The sequence below is a fragment of the Paractinoplanes globisporus DSM 43857 genome, assembly GCF_000379645.1.
Classification (GTDB): Bacteria; Actinomycetota; Actinomycetes; order Mycobacteriales; family Micromonosporaceae; genus Actinoplanes; species Actinoplanes globisporus.
Window position 1 is genome coordinate 183617 of sequence record NZ_KB903298.1, and the last position, 14914, is coordinate 198530.

Sequence of the window (14914 nt, forward strand, 5' to 3'; positions counted from 1 at the left end):
CACTATGGTCACTCGGCATGAAGGTGCGCGAGGACGACGTGAAGGTGGGCGGGGCGATCCGTTCGGTCGTGATCCGGCCGGTGGGGGAGCGGGCCTGGCCCGGGGTGCTGCTCTACACGGACATTTTCCAGCTGACCGAGTCGACGCTGCGGACGGCGCGCCGGCTCGCGGCCGAGGGCTTCGTCGTCGTCGTACCGGAAATCTATCCGCACGGTGAGCTCGCCGGCGTGGCGCTGGAGTTCGATGACGCCGGGAAGGCGGCCGGCCTGGCCGGCGCGGCGGCGACGCCGACCGCGTCGTTCGACGCCGACCGGGCCACGGTCCTCGACTACCTGGAGGCCCGTGAGGATGTCACGGCGCTGTACGTGACCGGCTTCTGCATCGGCGGGCACCTGGCGTTCCGGGCCGCCTTCGACCCCCGGGTGACGGCCACGGTCTGCTTCTACCCGACGGGGCTGCAGAACGGCGGGCTCGGCGCCGACGTGGCCGACTCGCTGTCCCGGGCCGCCGACATCCGGGGCCGCCTGATGGTTGTCTTCGGCTCGCAGGATCCGCACGTGCCGGCCGACGCCCGCCTCCAGATCGTCTCGGCGCTCTACGCGGCCGGGCTCGACGACCTGGAGCTGCACATCTACCGGGGCGGCGAGCACGCCTTCATGCGCGACATCGGCGCCCGCCACGACCCGACCCTGACCGACCTGGCCCTGGCCGAGGCGGTCTCGTTCTTCGGCGGGCGTTAGATCGGCTTGCTGCGGTGGGCGCTGGCGCGGGCTTGCTGGCCTCTTCGCGCGGTGGCCACCGTTCGCGGAGAATCGCGATACGGGCGGGGCGAACGCGATGTGGTCGAACCATGGCCGGTCGTGCAGTGCGGTCTCGAAGCCGCGGCCACCGTGGCCGGGTCATTGCCGAAGACGCCGCAGCCCCAAGCGCCGAGAAGCAGGCGACGGTGGCCGTGCGCGGCGGCGACGTCCAAGACCCGGCCGGCCCGGCGGGCGAGGATCTCGGGCACGGCGGCCACGTGCTCAGGCTGGGTGCGGACGATCGCCGAGCGGTTGGGAGCGGCCGCGGTGAGCGGGTTTCGGCCGGACCACCGATCTCAGCCCGGCGGTTTACCGCGGGCTTGAGTGGCGCCCGGCCGATCGCCCCGCAGGCAACCAACCCACTTCGTGCGGTTGTGGGGCTCTCCACCGCGTACCGGAGGAAAGGCTCTTATCCGCCCGCCATCGCGCCGACCACCATGAACGGCTCCTTGCCGGAGGCGACCTCGGCGGGGAGCGGCGCGTCAGGGGGGTCGTTGGAGAGGTCCTCCTCGCAGGCGAAGAAGCGGACGAGGGCGCGTCGCCGTCCGGTGCCGCGGTCGCGCATTGTGCCGCGGAGCATCGGGTACTGGTCCTCGACGGCGTCCAGGACGTGGCGCTGGGTGACCTCGCCGTCGACCGTCACGGAGACCTCGCCGGTGACCCTCGCCAGGTTGCGCAGGTGGGGTGGGAGGATCACGCGGATCACGGCAGGACCTGGGCTTCCACCGAGAGGACCGCGGGCAGGTCGCGGACGATCGGCTGCCAGGAGTCGCCGCCGTCCGGGGAGCCGTAAACCTGGCCGCCGGTGGTGCCGAAGTAGATTCCGCAGTCGTCCAGCGTATCGACGGCCATGGCGTCGCGGAGGATGTTGACGTAGCAGTTCTCCTGCGGGAGACCGTTGGTCAGCGGTTCCCACTCGTCGCCGCCGGTGCGGCTGCGATAGACGCGCAGGCGAGCATCCGGTACGTAGTGCTCGGAATCGCTCGTGATGGGCACGACGTAGACCGTTTCCGGCTCGTGGGCGTGCACGGCGATCGGGAAGCCGAAGTCGGTCGGCAGGTCGCCGCTGATCTCGTGCCACTGGTCGCCGGCGTTGTCGGAGCGCATGACGTCCCAGTGTTTCTGCATGTAGAGGACGCCGGGGCGGGACGGGTGCATGGCCAGCCGGTGCACGCAGTGGCCGACCTCGGCGTCCTCGTCGGGGATGCCGCCGGAGCGCAGGCCCTTGTTGATCGGCAGCCAGGTCTCGCCGCCGTCGTCGGTGCGGAAGGCGCCGGCCGCCGAGATCGCGACGAACATGCGTTTCGGATCGGCCGGATCGAGGATGATCGTGTGCAGGCACATGCCGCCGGCGCCGGGCTGCCAGCGCGGGCCGGACTCGTGGGTGCGCAGCGCGGTCAGCTCGGTCCAGCTGGTGCCGCCGTCGGTGGAGCGGTAGAGGGCCGCGTCCTCGGCGCCGGCGTAGACCAGGTCGGGGTCGGTGCGGGACGGCTCGAGGTGCCAGATGCGCTTGAATTCCCAGGGCCGCGGGTTCCCGTCGTACCAGAGATGCTCTCCGACCTCACCGTCGTACGCGAAGTCGTTGCCCACCGGGTTCCACGATTTCCCGCCGTCGTCGGAGCGCTGGATGATCTGACCGAACCAGCCCGACGACTGGGACGCCCACAGGCGATCGGGATCGGCCGCCGAGCCGTTCACGTGGTAGATCTCCCACCCGCCGAAGTGGGGCCCGCTGACCTCCCAGTCCTTGCGCATGCCGTCCGCGGTCAGGGTGAACGCTCCCTTGCGCGTGCCGACCAGCAGCCGTACGCCCGTCATGGTCCTGCTCCCTCCGGTAGTCGTCCGCACCATGGTGCCCCACCGATCCCGCCGTGAGCGGATTACTTCTCGGTCAGATTGGTCAGCGGCGTGGGCTGGTCGACGTTGGCGGGCGCATTCCACTTCTGGATGTCGGCGGTGCTGCACACGGCGACCATGACCTTGCTGGTGCCGTCGGAGTGGTAGTTGTTGGCGATGCCCGTGCCCTGCTCGGTGGGCTGCAGGCAGAAGCCCTTGTAGTCCATGATCCGGTAGCTGGTGCCGTAGTCGCCGGTGTCGTGGTAGACGGTCCAGGTCAGCGCGGCCTGGGCCTGGATCGCCGCGGTCGGGCACGTCACGACCGTCACCCAGGAGGTCGTGGTGGCGATGCCCGGCGACTTGAGGCAGTAGTTGTTGGCGGCGGCGCCGTTGTTGGCGTTGCTGTTGGCGGTGCTGTTGTTGACGATGATCGGCCCGGACTTGGAGATCGCCGGCAGCACCGGCACCGGGTGGACCCACTGCTGGTTGAAGTCGACGAGGGCGCCCGGGTCCTGCTTGCAGAACCAGGCGATCATGTACGTCGAGCTGGTCTGCTTGCTCGTCACGTCGAGGCAGCGGCTGAACTGCTTGTAGTTGACCAGCTGGTTGGTGGCGTCGCCGGCCATGCCCGCCCCCACGCCGGGCGAGGAGTACCACACGTTCTTGGTGGACGTGGCGCCGCAGGCGGCGAGGACGACCGCGGTGCTCGTCCCGGGCGTCTTGATGTTCATGCAGTACGACCCGTCCGACTTGCTGGCCGAGGTGGTCGCGTGGAAGACGCTGCTGCCGTCGAGCGCCCACTGGTAGGTCGTGGTCCGGACCGTCGGGCAGGGCTGGAAGACGATGGGGGTGGTGCCGCTCACCCGGGTCGAGTTGGCGAACAGGCAGGTGCCCAGCGGCGCGGCGGACGACTCCGAGTAGATCAGCTTGAGGTACAGGTCGGGGGTGTAGCCGAACTGCTGCTGGCTGCTGCCGTTGCACTTCTGCACGGTGACCGCCGTGCCGGCCGCCGGGCTGGGCGACGATCCGGCGTCGAGGCACTGGTCGACCAGCGCGCCGGTGGAGTCCTTCACGCTGGACGTAGCGATCTTGATGGGCCCGCCGGGGATGTTGGTGTTGCTGGTGGAGAAGATGTAGGTCGCGGTCAGCGTGCGCGTCGACGTGCCGTTGGTGCCGGCCGACACGACGATCGCGGTGGTGGGCACGTCGTTGACGGCACAGCCGGTGATGGTGTTGCCGTCCCGGTCGCGGTAGGTCACCGACACCGTGTACGTCGACTTGATGCCGCCGCCGGTCGCGCCCACCACCCCGGTCATGGTGCAGGGCGGCAGGTTCTCGAGGTAGCCGTTCTGCGCGGAGTCGGACGCGGCGCGGACGCGGGCCATCATCACGTCCATGCCGGCCTGGGCGGCGTCGAGCGCGGCGCCCCGCCGGTCGTAGCCGGCGGTCGTCTTGATCTGGCGGACCACGATCGGGACCATGGTCGCGGAGAGCCCGAGCACGATCGTGACGACCAGCATGGCCAGCGGCAGCGATCCCTCGTCGCGGCGAAGCGTGTACTTCATGAGGTCGGCCTCCCCTTGCTGCAGTCGTTGGCCGCGGGCGTGTTGCGGTTGGTGTTCTGCGCCGTGAACAGCACGTCCAGGGGCAGGTTGGTCGTGCCGACGGTGCCGCTGAAACGCAGCCGGACCTGGCTGTGCTCGAGCTCGTAGCTGGGGCCCACGCCGCTGAGGCCGGGGCTGGCGCCGGCGTACGGCTTGTTGCCGGGCACGTACACGGTGAACGGCGGGGTGGAACCGGTCAGCGTCAGGTTGGTGGCGATCGTCTGCGGCGTGCCCGGAGTGGTGCCGGGCAGCGTCCACACCGCCCGGGTCAGGACACCGTTCTTGAACGCCAGCTGCTGGCAGTTGGTGTTGGTGGCGAACTCCAGGTAGTAGGCGTTGCCCACCTTGGGGTCGGTGGTGGTGACCCAGGTGGCGTAGCGCAGCTGCTTGTCCAGCTGGCGGAAGCTGTTGCCGAGCTGGTCCCGGGCGATGCTGATCCCGTCGGTGCGGTTGACGTCGCGGTAGACCTCGGTGATCGCGCCGGTCACGATCACCATGATCACCACCATGATCCCGGTCGCGACGATGAGATCGACCAGCGAGTAGCCCTCGTCGCCGGTTCCGGGCGTCTCCCGCGCGTCGCTCATGTGATCGTCCAGGTGAAGGTGAGAATGCTGCTGCTCGGCGGGGCCAGGGCGGTGGCCGTGGCGGTCACCGTGTAGGTGCCGGCCGTGGTCGGCGTCCCGGAGATGACCCCGGTCAAGGCGTTCAGCGTCAGGCCCGGCGGCAGGTTCGAAATGGTCAGCACGGGCGACAGACCCAGCAGCGTCCCGTTCGTGGTCAGCGTCAGCGAGGTGGCCGTGCCCTTGGCGGTGCTTCGGTCGGGCGCGGTCAGCGACGGAGCGGTGAAGACCAGCGAGGAGCTGGTGGACACGATGACCACGATCTGCTTACCGGCCGTGCCGCCCTTGCCGTCGCTGACGGTGATCGTGGGCAGGAACCGGCCGGACGCGGTCGACTTGCTGAAGATGACACCGGTGTTGCTGCTGATCGTCACGCCGGGTGGCAGGCCGGTCGCGCTGTAGGTGTAGTTGCCGTCGCCACCGCCGCCGGCCGCCGTCATGCTGACCTTCGCGCTCAGGTCGACCGTCTGGTCGGCGACACCGCTCAGGGTCACGGCCGGGTACACGGTCTGGGTGTAGGTGGCGGTGCCGGTACGCCCGTTGGTGTCGGTCACGGTGACGGTCACGGGGTAGGTGCCGGCGGTGGTCGGGCTGCCGGTGACGGTGTTGGTCGTGGAGTTGAGGCTCAGCCCGGGCGGAAGGCCGGTCACGGCGTACGAGTAGGGCGTCGCCCCGTTCGTCGCGGCCATGGCCAGGCTGTACGTGTCGCCGACGTGGCTGGTGACGCCGGCGGGGACGGTGGGGGTCGGCAACCGGTACACGTAGAAGGTGACGATGCCGGTGTTGTTGCGGTTCGCGTGGTCGGTGACGGTCGCGGTGGTCTGCAGGCCGGTCGCCGCGGTCGGGGCGGTCGGGCTGCCCGTGATCATCCCGGACGGCGCCATCGACAGGCCGGGCGGGAGCGCGGCGATCGTCCAGGTGTTCGGGAGCTGACCGCCGCGCGCCTTCATCTGGTACGAGACGGTGTCGCCGACGTACCACGTCTGGGTGTTGTCCATGACCTGCGGCGCCGGGCGGTTGAAGTCGAAGGTCGGCTCGGCGGCCCTGGACACCAGCGTGGTGGAGACGTACGAGCAGGTGCTGCCCTTGCAGGTCTTGTCGGTCCAGGTCTCGAGCACCACGACCCGGAAGAACTGCAGGATCTGGGTGGTGTCGGCCGGGGCGGCCGCCCCCTTCGGATAGACGCACTCGGTGGTGCCGGTCAGGTAGACCTCGCACTCGCCGACATAGATGTTCTGCGTGTAGGCGGTTCCCTCGACCGTGAGCGTCTGGACCGAGGTGGGCAGCGGTGCGTTCGCGCCCGCCGTCGAGGTGGGGTCGGTGATCATCGGGTCGCCGGCCACCTGCATCGTCGCCAGGTACGGCAGCACCGCGGAGGGAGCGGCGTTGAACTGCGCCTGGGTGGCGTTGACGCTGCGGCCGGTCAGCAGGGCGCTGCCCTTGAGCCCGCGTACCTGCTCCATCGCGGTCTCGGCGAGCTGGATCGCGGCCTGCCGGGTGCGCTGCTTGTTGACGTTGGTGAGGCTGCGCACGAAGAACGGGGCGCTCGCGAGCATGGTGACGCTCAGGACGGCCAGCGCGACGAGCATCTCGACGACGCTGAAGCCCTCGTCGCCGCTCCCCGGCTGCTGTCTCACGCGCTCTCCCGGCGTTCTGAATCGCTGTTCATAAGATCGGCAGCCGGGACGTCGGCTTTAGCCCGCTGCCGGCAGGGAAATGCGCGCTTGCGTGCCACGGCCCGGGCCCGCCGAGGCCACCTCCAGGCGTCCGCCGTGCGCGGTGACGATCCGCCAGGCGATCGCGAGGCCCAGGCCCATGCCCGGCACGGCCTGCTGCTCGGCGTACCGGCCGCGGTAGAAACGCTCGAAGACGTACGGGAGCTCGTCGCCCGGGATGCCCGCGCCCTCGTCGGCGATCTCCACCTCGGCGCCGTCCAGCCGGACCCGCACGGTCGCGCCGGACGGGGAGAACAGGATCGCGTTGCGGACCAGGTGGGCGACCGCCTGGCCGAGGGCGGGGGCCTCGCCGATCACGTACGCGCCCTCCTCCCCGATGCCAAGCGTCACCGGAACGCCGCGGGTGGCGGCGAGGGCCCGGCACGACTCGACGGCCTCGCGCGCCGCGGTCCCGAGGTCGACCATGCCCTCGTCCTTGGGCGGGGTGTCGTCGGGCCGGGTCCCGGCGAGCAGGTGGTCGACCATCCGCACCAGGCGGTCGCCGTTGCGCCGGATCGGCTCGATCAGCCGGCGGTACGGCGCGAGGTCCTCCTGCTCGCCGAGCATCTCCAGGTAGCCCTGCATGGTCGCGACCGGCGTGCGCAGCTCGTGCGAGACGGTGGCGACCAGGTCCTGCTCGCGGCGGGTGAGCCGGGTCAACTCGGCGTCGAGCCGGGCGAGCCGCAGCTGCTCGCGGATCGCCTCGAGGTGCCCGGAGGCCTGCGCGGCGAGGTCGCCGAGCATCTCCACCTGGCGGTCGCCGAAGCCGCGCGGCTCCCGGTCGATCACGCAGACGCTGCCGAGCACGTACCCGTCCTCGCTGACCAGCGGCACCCCGGCGTAGAACCGGATGAACGGCGCGCCGGTGACGTTCGCGTAGTCGCGGAACCGGGCGTCCTCGCGGGCGTCGCCGACGACCAGCGGGCGCGGGTGGTCGATCATCCAGGCGCACAGCGAGTTGGCACGCCGCGCCTCGTTGCCCTCCATTCCGGTGTTGCCGGCGAACCACTGGCGGTCCCGGTCGATCAGGGTGACGGTCGACATGGGCGTCTCGAAGATCCGGGCGGCGAGCCGGGCGAGGTCGTCCAGCACGACCGGGCGGGCGGCGTCCAGCAGGCCGTAGCTGTGCACGGCCGCCAACCTGCTCTGCTCGCTCACGTGATATCCCGTCCCTCGGTGATGCCCCGCTATGTCGGCACGGGCCGGAAGGACCTGAGCGTTTCGCGACACCTCCCCGACACCGGGGGGACGTAGGGTCGCCGCCATGACCCGCATCCTGCTGATCTCGGGGAACACCCGGCCGGACGCCCTGCACACCGCGGCCCTGCGCACCGCCGCCCGGTCGGCGCCCGCCGAGATCAGTGCCTCGCTCTACGACGGCCTGCGTGACCTGCCCGCGTTCGTCCCGGGCGAGTACTCGCCGCCCGACGCGGTCTCGTTCCTGCGGCTGCAGGTGTCCGCCGCCGACGCCGTGCTGTTCAGCACCCCCGAGTTCGCCGGCTCGATGCCGGGCAGCCTCAAGAACCTGCTCGACTGGCTGGTCGACGGCGGCGACCTCACCGGCAAGCCGGCCGCCTGGCTGTCGGTCGCCGTGCCCGGTCAGGACGAGGGCGCCTGCACGGCCCTCGAGGTCGTGCTCGCCCACGCCGGCGCCCGGGTGCTGCACCCCGCCTGCGTACGGATCCCGCTCACCCAGTCCGCAATGGACAACAGCGGCACGGTCGCCGACCCCCAGCTGCATCAGGCCCTGCTCGACGTGCTGCGGACGCTCGCCCGGTCGCTGGACGCGCCCCGGCCGAAGGTGCAGCCGTCGTGGCAGGGGGTCTCCAGCCTCTACCCGGTGGTGCAGCGCAACGACGCCTCACCTCTGCGCAGCTGGCGAGCCGAGATCTGGCGCCCCAGCGAGTAGAGTGATCGTCATCTTTCTAGGGGGGTAACGATGACCACGCTCCTCTCCACCGACCGCACGGAAAAGATGCTCTGGTGGCTCGCTCTCACCGGCGCCGCCGTCTCGCTGATCCTCGGCATCATGTTTCTCGTCTGGCCCAAGGCGACGCTGCACGTGGGCGCTGTCCTCTTCGGCCTCTGGCTCCTGATCCACGGCATCGTCTACCTGGTCAACGCGATCACGGCCCACGCGGCCGACGGCGGGAGCCGCGCGCTGGCCGCCGTGCTCGGCATCCTGTTCGTCATCGGCGGCGTCATCTGCCTGCGCGACATCGTCGTCTCGCTGCTGGTCATCGCCACCATCATCGGCATCACCTGGCTGATCGGCGGCATCGTCGGCCTGGTCGCGGCGTTCGCCGGCCACAGCTCGGGCCCGGCCCGCACACTCGCCGGCGTCCTCGGCGGCATCAGCGTTCTCGGCGGCCTCGTCGTGCTGATCTGGCCCGGCCCGTCGCTGGCCACCATCGTCGTTCTCACCGGCATCTGGCTGCTCATCATCGGTGCGCTCCAGCTCGTGCTGGTGCTGCGCTCCCGCCCCACCGCCGCATGATCCCGGGCTCGCCGCCGGCCGGACGACTCAGGCCGGCGGCGGCTCCTTCGGGAAGATACGGCCTATCGCCAGGCACGACAGCAGAGTCGCGACCAGCGCCACCGCGGCGGCGATCCCGAGCGGACGGGCCGCCGCCACCTCACCCGTGGTCTTCGGGTTGACCCGGCCGTTCGTGACGACCTCGACCGTGTCGCCGACGCCGAATTCGTCGGAATCCTCGAGCAGCCCACCCGGAATGGGTACGTGCCCAGGGGTCCGCAGCGAATAGCGGTACGTGATGGCGTGGTGCGGACCCTTGACGATCGCGCGGGCGGTCACGGTCGCGGTCACCCGGTCGCCGGTCGCGGCCAGCAGGGCCGAATGCGCGGCGAGCCCGGTCAGGATGACCAGATGCGCGGCCGCGACGAGGCTCACGAAGTGCACGATAGTGCGCGACTTGACGAGCATCGCACCGGCGGCGAAGGCCACCACCAGCACGATGCAGGTCACGAGGGTCTGCCCGTCGCCGGGGAGACGGGCAAGGGGGAGCGCCGCGGCCACCGCGGCGGCGGCAAGATACAGCCCGAAGACGGTCGCGGACCGGGCCACGGGGGCGGCGGGCGTGGTCGGCACGCTTGGAGTGTGCCGGACGTGCTCCAATGGATCTCGATGACACTGCGGGCGGTGACGGCTCACGTCGCGACGATGGCCGGGATCGGCCTGCCGGTGCTCGTGCCGGCCGCCCCGGCGTCGGCATTGCTCATGCCGGCCGCCCCGGCGCCGGCGGCCGCAGCGCTGGTGGCCACGGCGTGGGTGGCCGAGGCGCGGGCGGCTGACGCCGGGCCGCAGCGGGTGTGCCGGATCGGCGACCGGCGGCTGACCGAGCTCTCCGGCCTGGTCGCGACCGCGAGCGGCTATGTGGTGGTCAACGACGGCTCGGACGACCCCGCGGCCCGGAAGATCTTCTACCTGAACGGCAAGTGCGCGGTGACCCGGACGGTGTCCTACCCGTCCCGGCCGCGCGACACCGAGGACATGGGCCTCGCCGCCGACGGCACGCTGTGGGTGGCCGACATCGGCGACAACGGGGAGAACCGGACGACGGTCGCACTCTGGCGGCTCGCCCCGGGGGCGAAGAAACCGCAGTTGTTCCGGCTGTCGTACCCGGACGGTCCGCACGACGCCGAGGCGCTGCTGCTCGACCCCGGCGGTACGCCGATCGTGGTGACCAAGACGATCGCGACGGCCGGGGTGTACGTGCCGGCGAGCCCGCTCCGAGCCGGGAAGGTCACCCCGCTGCGCAGGGCCGGGTCGGTGTCGCTGCCGGTGACCACGACCAGCAACCCGTTCTCGTTCCCCGGCCGGCTGGTCGTCACCGGGGGCGCGGTCAGCCCGGACGACCGGCACGCGGTGCTGCGTACGTACGCCGACGCCTTTGAATTCGATGTTTCCGGCGGCGATGTGATCGGCGCCATCACCGAGGGAAAGCCGCGGCAGATCGCGCTCCCGGACGAGCCGCAGGGCGAGTCGGTCACCTACACCGCCGACGGGACCGCGCTGCTGACCGTCTCCGAGGGAACGGACCCCTGGCTGCTGCGCTACGGGCTGCCCTCACGACCGGCCATCTCAAAGTCACCTTCCGCGTCCCCATCGCCGTCGCACTCCCGCTCGCCGTCGCCCACCGCTGCGGCCACGGCCCGAAATGTCGGTTTCCCGGCGGGCGCGCTGATCACCGGCGGCGTACTCCTCCTGGCCGCCGGTGCGCTCCTCGGCGTCCTGATCCTCCGGCGCCGGCGTTAAGCGATGATCCCCAGCCGCTCGCTCAGGCCGCGCAGCTGCGAGCCGCCCGACCGGTCGAGCAGCGCTCGCGTCGTCTCCTGGGCCAGGGCCGAAGCGTGCAGGTGCTGCGGCGCGATCCGCTCGGCCGTGAGCAGGAACCGGATCGCCTCCTTGTCCCGCCCGCGCAGCTGGGCGAACGCCCGCGCGGTGTCGGCGTAGTAGAACACCTCCCGGCAGCCGGCCCCGATCACCGCCGGGTTCGTCACCCCCGCGATCTGAACGGCCCGCCCGGGGTCGCCGCCGTCCGTCTCGATGTTGATGCGCCAGATGTTCACGTTGGTCGGCCCGAAGAACAGGCCGAGCGCGTCGCTCTCGCCGGTGCGCCCGGCCACCTCCGCCGCCTCCGCGATCCACGTCCGGCTGTCGTCGCCCCGTTTGAGCGCGCGGGACGAGACCGCGCAGACGAGCTGGAGGATGCCGAGCGTCTCCAGGGCGCCCGGCCCGGCCAGGTGCGGCCGCAGGTCGCCGGCCGCGCGGCCGGCCACGGCGAGGGAGCGCTCGAACGAACCGCAGGCCGAGGCGGCGCAGGCCCGGGCGTAGGCCGCGAACGCCACCAGGACCGGGTCGTCGGCGGCCTCGGCGGCCTCGAGGCTGCGCTCGGCGCCCAGCCAGGCCTCGGCCGGATGCCCGAGGTTGCGCACGACGCCCGAGGCGTGGAAGGCGGCCTCGCAGAGCATCCGCAGCGCCGCCGGCCGTTCCGGTCCCGCCGCGGCCGCGTGCAGCCCGCGCAGCAGGTCGGGCAGGATCCGGCCGGCGCCGGCGTAATCGCACGCCCGGCGCAGGGTGTCGGCCAATTCGAGCGTACGAGCGAGCTCGGCCACCGGCGTCGCCGGGCGCACCGGCCGCTCCCGTGGGTCGATGTCCACCAGCGCCTGCCGGATGCCGTGCACCGCGACCTGGGCCGCCACGGTCTCCCGGTCGGTGGCCGGCACCGCCACCCCGACCAGCTCGGCCGGGGAGCACTCGAGGGCGGCCGCGATGTCCGCCAGCATGAACCGGTTGTCGGCCGCCTGCCGGCCCCGCTCGATCCGGCTCCAGGTGGCGTGCGAGATGCCCGCCCTGCTCGCCGCGTACCGCATGCTCCAGCCGCGCAGCTGGCGCCGCGCCCGAATCCGCTCCCCGACCGTCATGACACCGACGGTAAGCACGGCCGTACCCGGAGTGGTACAGACCGGTACCGCCGGGGGACACGATCGGGTGACCTGCCGTGGAAGACTCATGCTCCATGACGGACAGTCAGCGCCCGATCGACAGCCGGGTGGCACACATCGCGCGTGTCTACGATTACTGGCTGGGCGGCAAGGACAACTTCGCCGTCGACCGCCAGGTCGGCGACATGATGCGGGAGGACTCGCCCGAGGTCGTCGAGGGTGTACAGGGCAACCGCGCATTCCTGGCCCGCACGGTCCGTCACCTGGCCGGCGCCGGGGTACGCCAGTTCCTCGACATCGGCACCGGTCTGCCGGCCGCCGACAACACGCACGAGGTCGCCCGGGCCGCTCCACGGATGAACCAGCTGATGAACGCCCGGCTCACCTTCCGCACCCGCGACCAGGTGACGGCATACTTCGCGGGCATGGAGCTGGTGGACCCGGGCGTGGTGCGGGTCCCCGACTGGCGCCCGGACGATGAGGCCGCCCGCAAGCCGCTCTGACGCCCGTCAACGAAATCCATCGAACCTTTCGTCACGGGGTCGCGCGGCGGATGGACCAGTCGAAGGTGCCTTCGCAGACCAGGGTGCGGTGCTCGTCGCGTACGAACGCCGTGGTCTTGATTTTGATTGTCGGGGTGGCCTGGGCGAACAGGGCCGCGAGCTGGTCGCGGGCGTGGGTGTCCAGGTCGCAGGTCGCCGTCAGGCGGCCCCGGGCGGGGGCCAGGAAGCGCAGGGTGGCCGCGGAGCCCAGGGGAATCACGCCGGTCATCCGGTCGGGGCCGGCGGCGATGATGGCGGCCAGACCGGCCGCGTCGATCAGGGTGATCAGGCCGCTCGAGTGCAGCGAGCCGATCACGTTCGCCAGCGCGGGGGGCGCGTCCATCGCGACGACGCCGACACCGTTCTTCGCGGAGACGACCGAGAGTCCCGTCGTCGCGTGTGCGGGGATCGGGGTCAGCAGGTCACGCGCCACGTCCGTGCCGTTCATCCCGGCATTGTCGGCGGTCGCGGTGACCGGCGGGCGTCCGGGGAATGACCTCAGCGAGAAGTAGCGCGCTTCGCCGCGGACTTTGCGCGGTACATGGCGGCGTCGGCCTCGCGCAGGAGGTGGTCGGGGTCGGAGATGCCGTCGCCGGAGACCGCCACGCCGATGCTGCAGCCGACGCCGACGCGCTCGCCGTCGATGAAGAACGGGGCGGAGATGGCGGCGGTGACGTTGTCGATCACGGCCTGGTGCTCGTTGACGCCGTCGAGGAGGATCACGAACTCGTCGCCGCCGAGGCGGGCCACCGTGTCCGACTTGCGCAGCAGGCCGGTCAGCCGCCGGGCGACCTCGACCAGCAGCACGTCGCCGGTGGCGTGGCCGAGCGTGTCGTTGACGGCCTTGAAGCCGTCCAGGTCGAGCAGGAGGATCGCGAACCGGTACCCGGGCTGGCGGGCGGCCCGCCGCTCGGCCTGCTCCATCCGGTCCTCGAGCAGCACCCGGTTGGGCAGGCCGGTGAGGTGGTCGTGCAGGGCCGCGTTGCGCAGGCTCTCCTCCTGGGCGCGCAGGGCCGCCATCATCACCTCGTAGTCGAGGGCGGCGGCCAGCAGCGCGCCGGAGTGGTTCATCATCTCGCGGCCGGGCGGGGTGGTCGACTGGATGCGGCCGACGGCGGCGAGCACGCCCCAGTCGCGGTTGCGGCTGCGTACCGGCACGAGGAAGACGATGTCGCCGGCCGGTCCGTCGGTCATGGCGAACAGCTGCGGCGGCGGGAACTCGTCGGCGGACAGCGCGGCGCCGGTGTCGCAGCCGGCCCGGAAGTCGCCGACGACCTCGAGGCGGTTGTCGTCGCCGGGCGTCCACAGGCCGAGACAGCCGGCGATCGCCGGGGTGAGGCCGAGCCACTCCAGGGAGCGGGGGTCGCTCTGGTGGGTGCCGAGCAGCTCGATGCCCAACTCGTACTGGATGTTGAGGGTGCTCTGCAGGTACTGCACCTGGCCGAACAGGACCCGCACCTTCGGCTCGGAGACCGGCAGCCCGTCGCCCGGGCATCCGCACGAGTCCCGCTGCACGAAGTTTGTCGGAACAAGACGAGTTTTCGGGGATTTGTCGGATTCCAGATCGCGGAGCAGGTCGTAGACGATCGTGCCGAGCGAGTCCAGGGGTTGCAGGACCGTGGAGAGGCTGGGCTGGACGTAGGTGGCGTCCGCGATGTCGTCGAAGCCGACCACGGCGAGCTCGCGGGGCAGGTCGTAGCCGGCCGCGTTCATCCGGTCGGTCAGACCGATCGCGTTGCGGTCGGTGCCGAGCACGATCGCGGTGGCCGGCATCCCCGCCCGGATCAGCGCGTCGGCCACCGACTCCCCGCCCGACTCGTGGTTGTCGCCGGTGTCGAACAACAGGTCGGCCCGGGGCGTGATGCCGGCTGCGAGCAGCCCCTCCCGGTATCCCTCGTGCCGTTCCCGCAGGTCGAAGTGGGTGAGATAGCCGGCGAACGCGATCCGCTCGTGCCCGTGCGCGATGAGGTGGGCCACGGCCTCCCGTACGCCGCTGCGGTTGTCGGCCAGCACCGCCGAGCAGTCGCTGCCCTCCGCGTCCTGCGCCACGAACACCACCGGCAGGCCGGCCGCGCGGGCCTCGATCGCGTACGCGACGTCGACGGCCCCCGGCAGCACGACCAGGCCGGCCAGCTGCCGCCAGGACAGCGGCTTGCGGAAGTCGGGAAGCCCGCTGCGGTCCGCGCTGTGCGCGCCCGGGTCGAGTGTCTGGATCGCCATGATCCGGTCCCCGCCCCGGGCGGCGGCCGCGTTGATCCCCTCGATGATCGCCCCGTAGTAGTCGCCTCCCACGAAGGGCGAAAGGATCCCGAAGGTGCGGCCGCTCAT

Annotated in this window: 16 protein-coding genes; 5 read left to right on the top strand and 11 right to left on the bottom strand. The window is 71.4% G+C overall.

From position 1 onward, the window contains the following. The first annotated feature begins 17 nt into the window (after nt 1-17). Nucleotides 18-740 carry a dienelactone hydrolase family protein gene (locus tag A3CQ_RS0112850; RefSeq protein ID WP_020511342.1) on the top strand — a complete coding sequence of 241 codons (723 nt, stop codon included), beginning with the start codon at nt 18-20 and terminating at the stop codon, nt 738-740. On the opposite strand, the gene A3CQ_RS60110 is transcribed toward A3CQ_RS0112850, so the two are convergent. The 7 genes from A3CQ_RS60110 to A3CQ_RS0112880 form a co-directional block, all read right to left on the bottom strand. Beyond that, nucleotides 737-1018: a TIGR02452 family protein gene (locus A3CQ_RS60110; RefSeq protein ID WP_245577206.1), complete on the bottom strand. Its 282-nt coding sequence runs from the start codon at nt 1016-1018 to the stop codon at nt 737-739. The genes A3CQ_RS0112850 and A3CQ_RS60110 overlap by 4 nt on opposite strands. Nucleotides 1019-1209: 191 nt before the next feature. Continuing rightward, nucleotides 1210-1506, bottom strand: a complete 297-nt coding sequence (locus A3CQ_RS0112855) for a MoaD/ThiS family protein (RefSeq protein ID WP_020511343.1) — start codon at nt 1504-1506, stop codon at nt 1210-1212. Beyond that, complete coding sequence (locus tag A3CQ_RS0112860) at nt 1503-2618, bottom strand: WD40/YVTN/BNR-like repeat-containing protein (RefSeq protein WP_020511344.1); 1116 nt, start codon at nt 2616-2618, stop codon at nt 1503-1505. The genes A3CQ_RS0112855 and A3CQ_RS0112860 overlap by 4 nt, the downstream gene beginning before the upstream one ends. 62 nt (nt 2619-2680) lie before the next feature. Then, a complete protein-coding gene (locus tag A3CQ_RS0112865; protein WP_020511345.1) occupies nt 2681-4201 on the bottom strand; it encodes a ricin-type beta-trefoil lectin domain protein in 1521 nt (506 codons plus the stop codon). Continuing rightward, on the bottom strand, nt 4198-4827 hold the full coding sequence (locus A3CQ_RS0112870; protein WP_020511346.1) for a hypothetical protein: 630 nt from the start codon (nt 4825-4827) through the stop codon (nt 4198-4200). Before A3CQ_RS0112870 ends, A3CQ_RS0112865 begins: the two co-directional genes overlap by 4 nt. Continuing rightward, the gene (locus A3CQ_RS0112875) at nt 4824-6500 is read right to left on the bottom strand and encodes a putative Ig domain-containing protein (protein ID WP_020511347.1); all 1677 of its coding nucleotides are present in this window, start codon (nt 6498-6500) and stop codon (nt 4824-4826) included. Before A3CQ_RS0112875 ends, A3CQ_RS0112870 begins: the two co-directional genes overlap by 4 nt. 57 nt (nt 6501-6557) lie before the next feature. Continuing rightward, a complete protein-coding gene (locus A3CQ_RS0112880; protein WP_040432261.1) occupies nt 6558-7736 on the bottom strand; it encodes a sensor histidine kinase in 1179 nt (392 codons plus the stop codon). A gap of 106 nt (nt 7737-7842) precedes the next feature. On the opposite strand from A3CQ_RS0112880, the gene A3CQ_RS52620 reads away from it, so the two are divergent. Together A3CQ_RS52620 and A3CQ_RS52625 are read left to right on the top strand one after the other, a co-directional pair. After that, nucleotides 7843-8487, top strand: coding sequence for an NADPH-dependent FMN reductase (locus A3CQ_RS52620; RefSeq protein WP_020511349.1), 645 nt, complete (start codon nt 7843-7845; stop codon nt 8485-8487). A gap of 30 nt (nt 8488-8517) precedes the next feature. Next, nucleotides 8518-9075 carry an HdeD family acid-resistance protein gene (locus A3CQ_RS52625; RefSeq protein WP_020511350.1) on the top strand — a complete coding sequence of 186 codons (558 nt, stop codon included), beginning with the start codon at nt 8518-8520 and terminating at the stop codon, nt 9073-9075. A 27-nt stretch (nt 9076-9102) separates the two neighbouring features. On the opposite strand, the gene A3CQ_RS0112895 is transcribed toward A3CQ_RS52625, so the two are convergent. Then, entirely contained in the window at nt 9103-9687 is a 585-nt protein-coding gene (locus tag A3CQ_RS0112895; protein WP_020511351.1) for a hypothetical protein, read from the bottom strand. A gap of 9 nt (nt 9688-9696) precedes the next feature. On the opposite strand from A3CQ_RS0112895, the gene A3CQ_RS0112900 reads away from it, so the two are divergent. After that, nucleotides 9697-10854: a hypothetical protein gene (locus tag A3CQ_RS0112900; protein ID WP_020511352.1), complete on the top strand. Its 1158-nt coding sequence runs from the start codon at nt 9697-9699 to the stop codon at nt 10852-10854. On the opposite strand, the gene A3CQ_RS0112905 is transcribed toward A3CQ_RS0112900, so the two are convergent. Next, complete coding sequence (locus A3CQ_RS0112905; RefSeq protein ID WP_020511353.1) at nt 10851-12023, bottom strand: helix-turn-helix domain-containing protein; 1173 nt, start codon at nt 12021-12023, stop codon at nt 10851-10853. The two genes, A3CQ_RS0112900 and A3CQ_RS0112905, sit on opposite strands and share 4 nt — an antisense overlap. Before the next feature lie 95 nt (nt 12024-12118). Here A3CQ_RS0112905 and A3CQ_RS52630 point away from each other — a divergent pair, with 95 nt between their 5' ends. Beyond that, nucleotides 12119-12547: an SAM-dependent methyltransferase gene (locus A3CQ_RS52630; protein ID WP_020511354.1), complete on the top strand. Its 429-nt coding sequence runs from the start codon at nt 12119-12121 to the stop codon at nt 12545-12547. Nucleotides 12548-12578: 31 nt separating this feature from the next. Here A3CQ_RS52630 and A3CQ_RS0112915 read toward each other — a convergent pair whose 3' ends face one another. Further along, nucleotides 12579-13034, bottom strand: coding sequence for a PaaI family thioesterase (locus A3CQ_RS0112915; protein ID WP_020511355.1), 456 nt, complete (start codon nt 13032-13034; stop codon nt 12579-12581). Between the two features lie 50 nt (nt 13035-13084). Next, nucleotides 13085-14914, bottom strand: coding sequence for a substrate-binding and GGDEF domain-containing protein (locus A3CQ_RS0112920; protein ID WP_020511356.1), 1830 nt, complete (start codon nt 14912-14914; stop codon nt 13085-13087).

What these genes read in the sequence shown, in the direction of transcription:
- A3CQ_RS0112850 (WP_020511342.1), top strand. Translation starts at nt 18, where the DNA reads ATGAAGGTGCGCGAGGACGACGTGAAGGTGGGCGGGGCGATCCGTTCG.
- A3CQ_RS0112860 (WP_020511344.1), bottom strand. Translation starts at nt 2,618, where the DNA reads ATGACGGGCGTACGGCTGCTGGTCGGCACGCGCAAGGGAGCGTTCACC.
- A3CQ_RS0112865 (WP_020511345.1), bottom strand. Translation starts at nt 4,201, where the DNA reads ATGAAGTACACGCTTCGCCGCGACGAGGGATCGCTGCCGCTGGCCATG.
- A3CQ_RS0112870 (WP_020511346.1), bottom strand. Translation starts at nt 4,827, where the DNA reads ATGAGCGACGCGCGGGAGACGCCCGGAACCGGCGACGAGGGCTACTCG.
- A3CQ_RS52620 (WP_020511349.1), top strand. Translation starts at nt 7,843, where the DNA reads ATGACCCGCATCCTGCTGATCTCGGGGAACACCCGGCCGGACGCCCTG.
- A3CQ_RS52625 (WP_020511350.1), top strand. Translation starts at nt 8,518, where the DNA reads ATGACCACGCTCCTCTCCACCGACCGCACGGAAAAGATGCTCTGGTGG.
- A3CQ_RS0112905 (WP_020511353.1), bottom strand. Translation starts at nt 12,023, where the DNA reads ATGACGGTCGGGGAGCGGATTCGGGCGCGGCGCCAGCTGCGCGGCTGG.
- A3CQ_RS52630 (WP_020511354.1), top strand. Translation starts at nt 12,119, where the DNA reads ATGACGGACAGTCAGCGCCCGATCGACAGCCGGGTGGCACACATCGCG.
- A3CQ_RS0112915 (WP_020511355.1), bottom strand. Translation starts at nt 13,034, where the DNA reads ATGAACGGCACGGACGTGGCGCGTGACCTGCTGACCCCGATCCCCGCA.
- A3CQ_RS0112920 (WP_020511356.1), bottom strand. Translation starts at nt 14,914, where the DNA reads ATGAGCGGCCGCACCTTCGGGATCCTTTCGCCCTTCGTGGGAGGCGAC.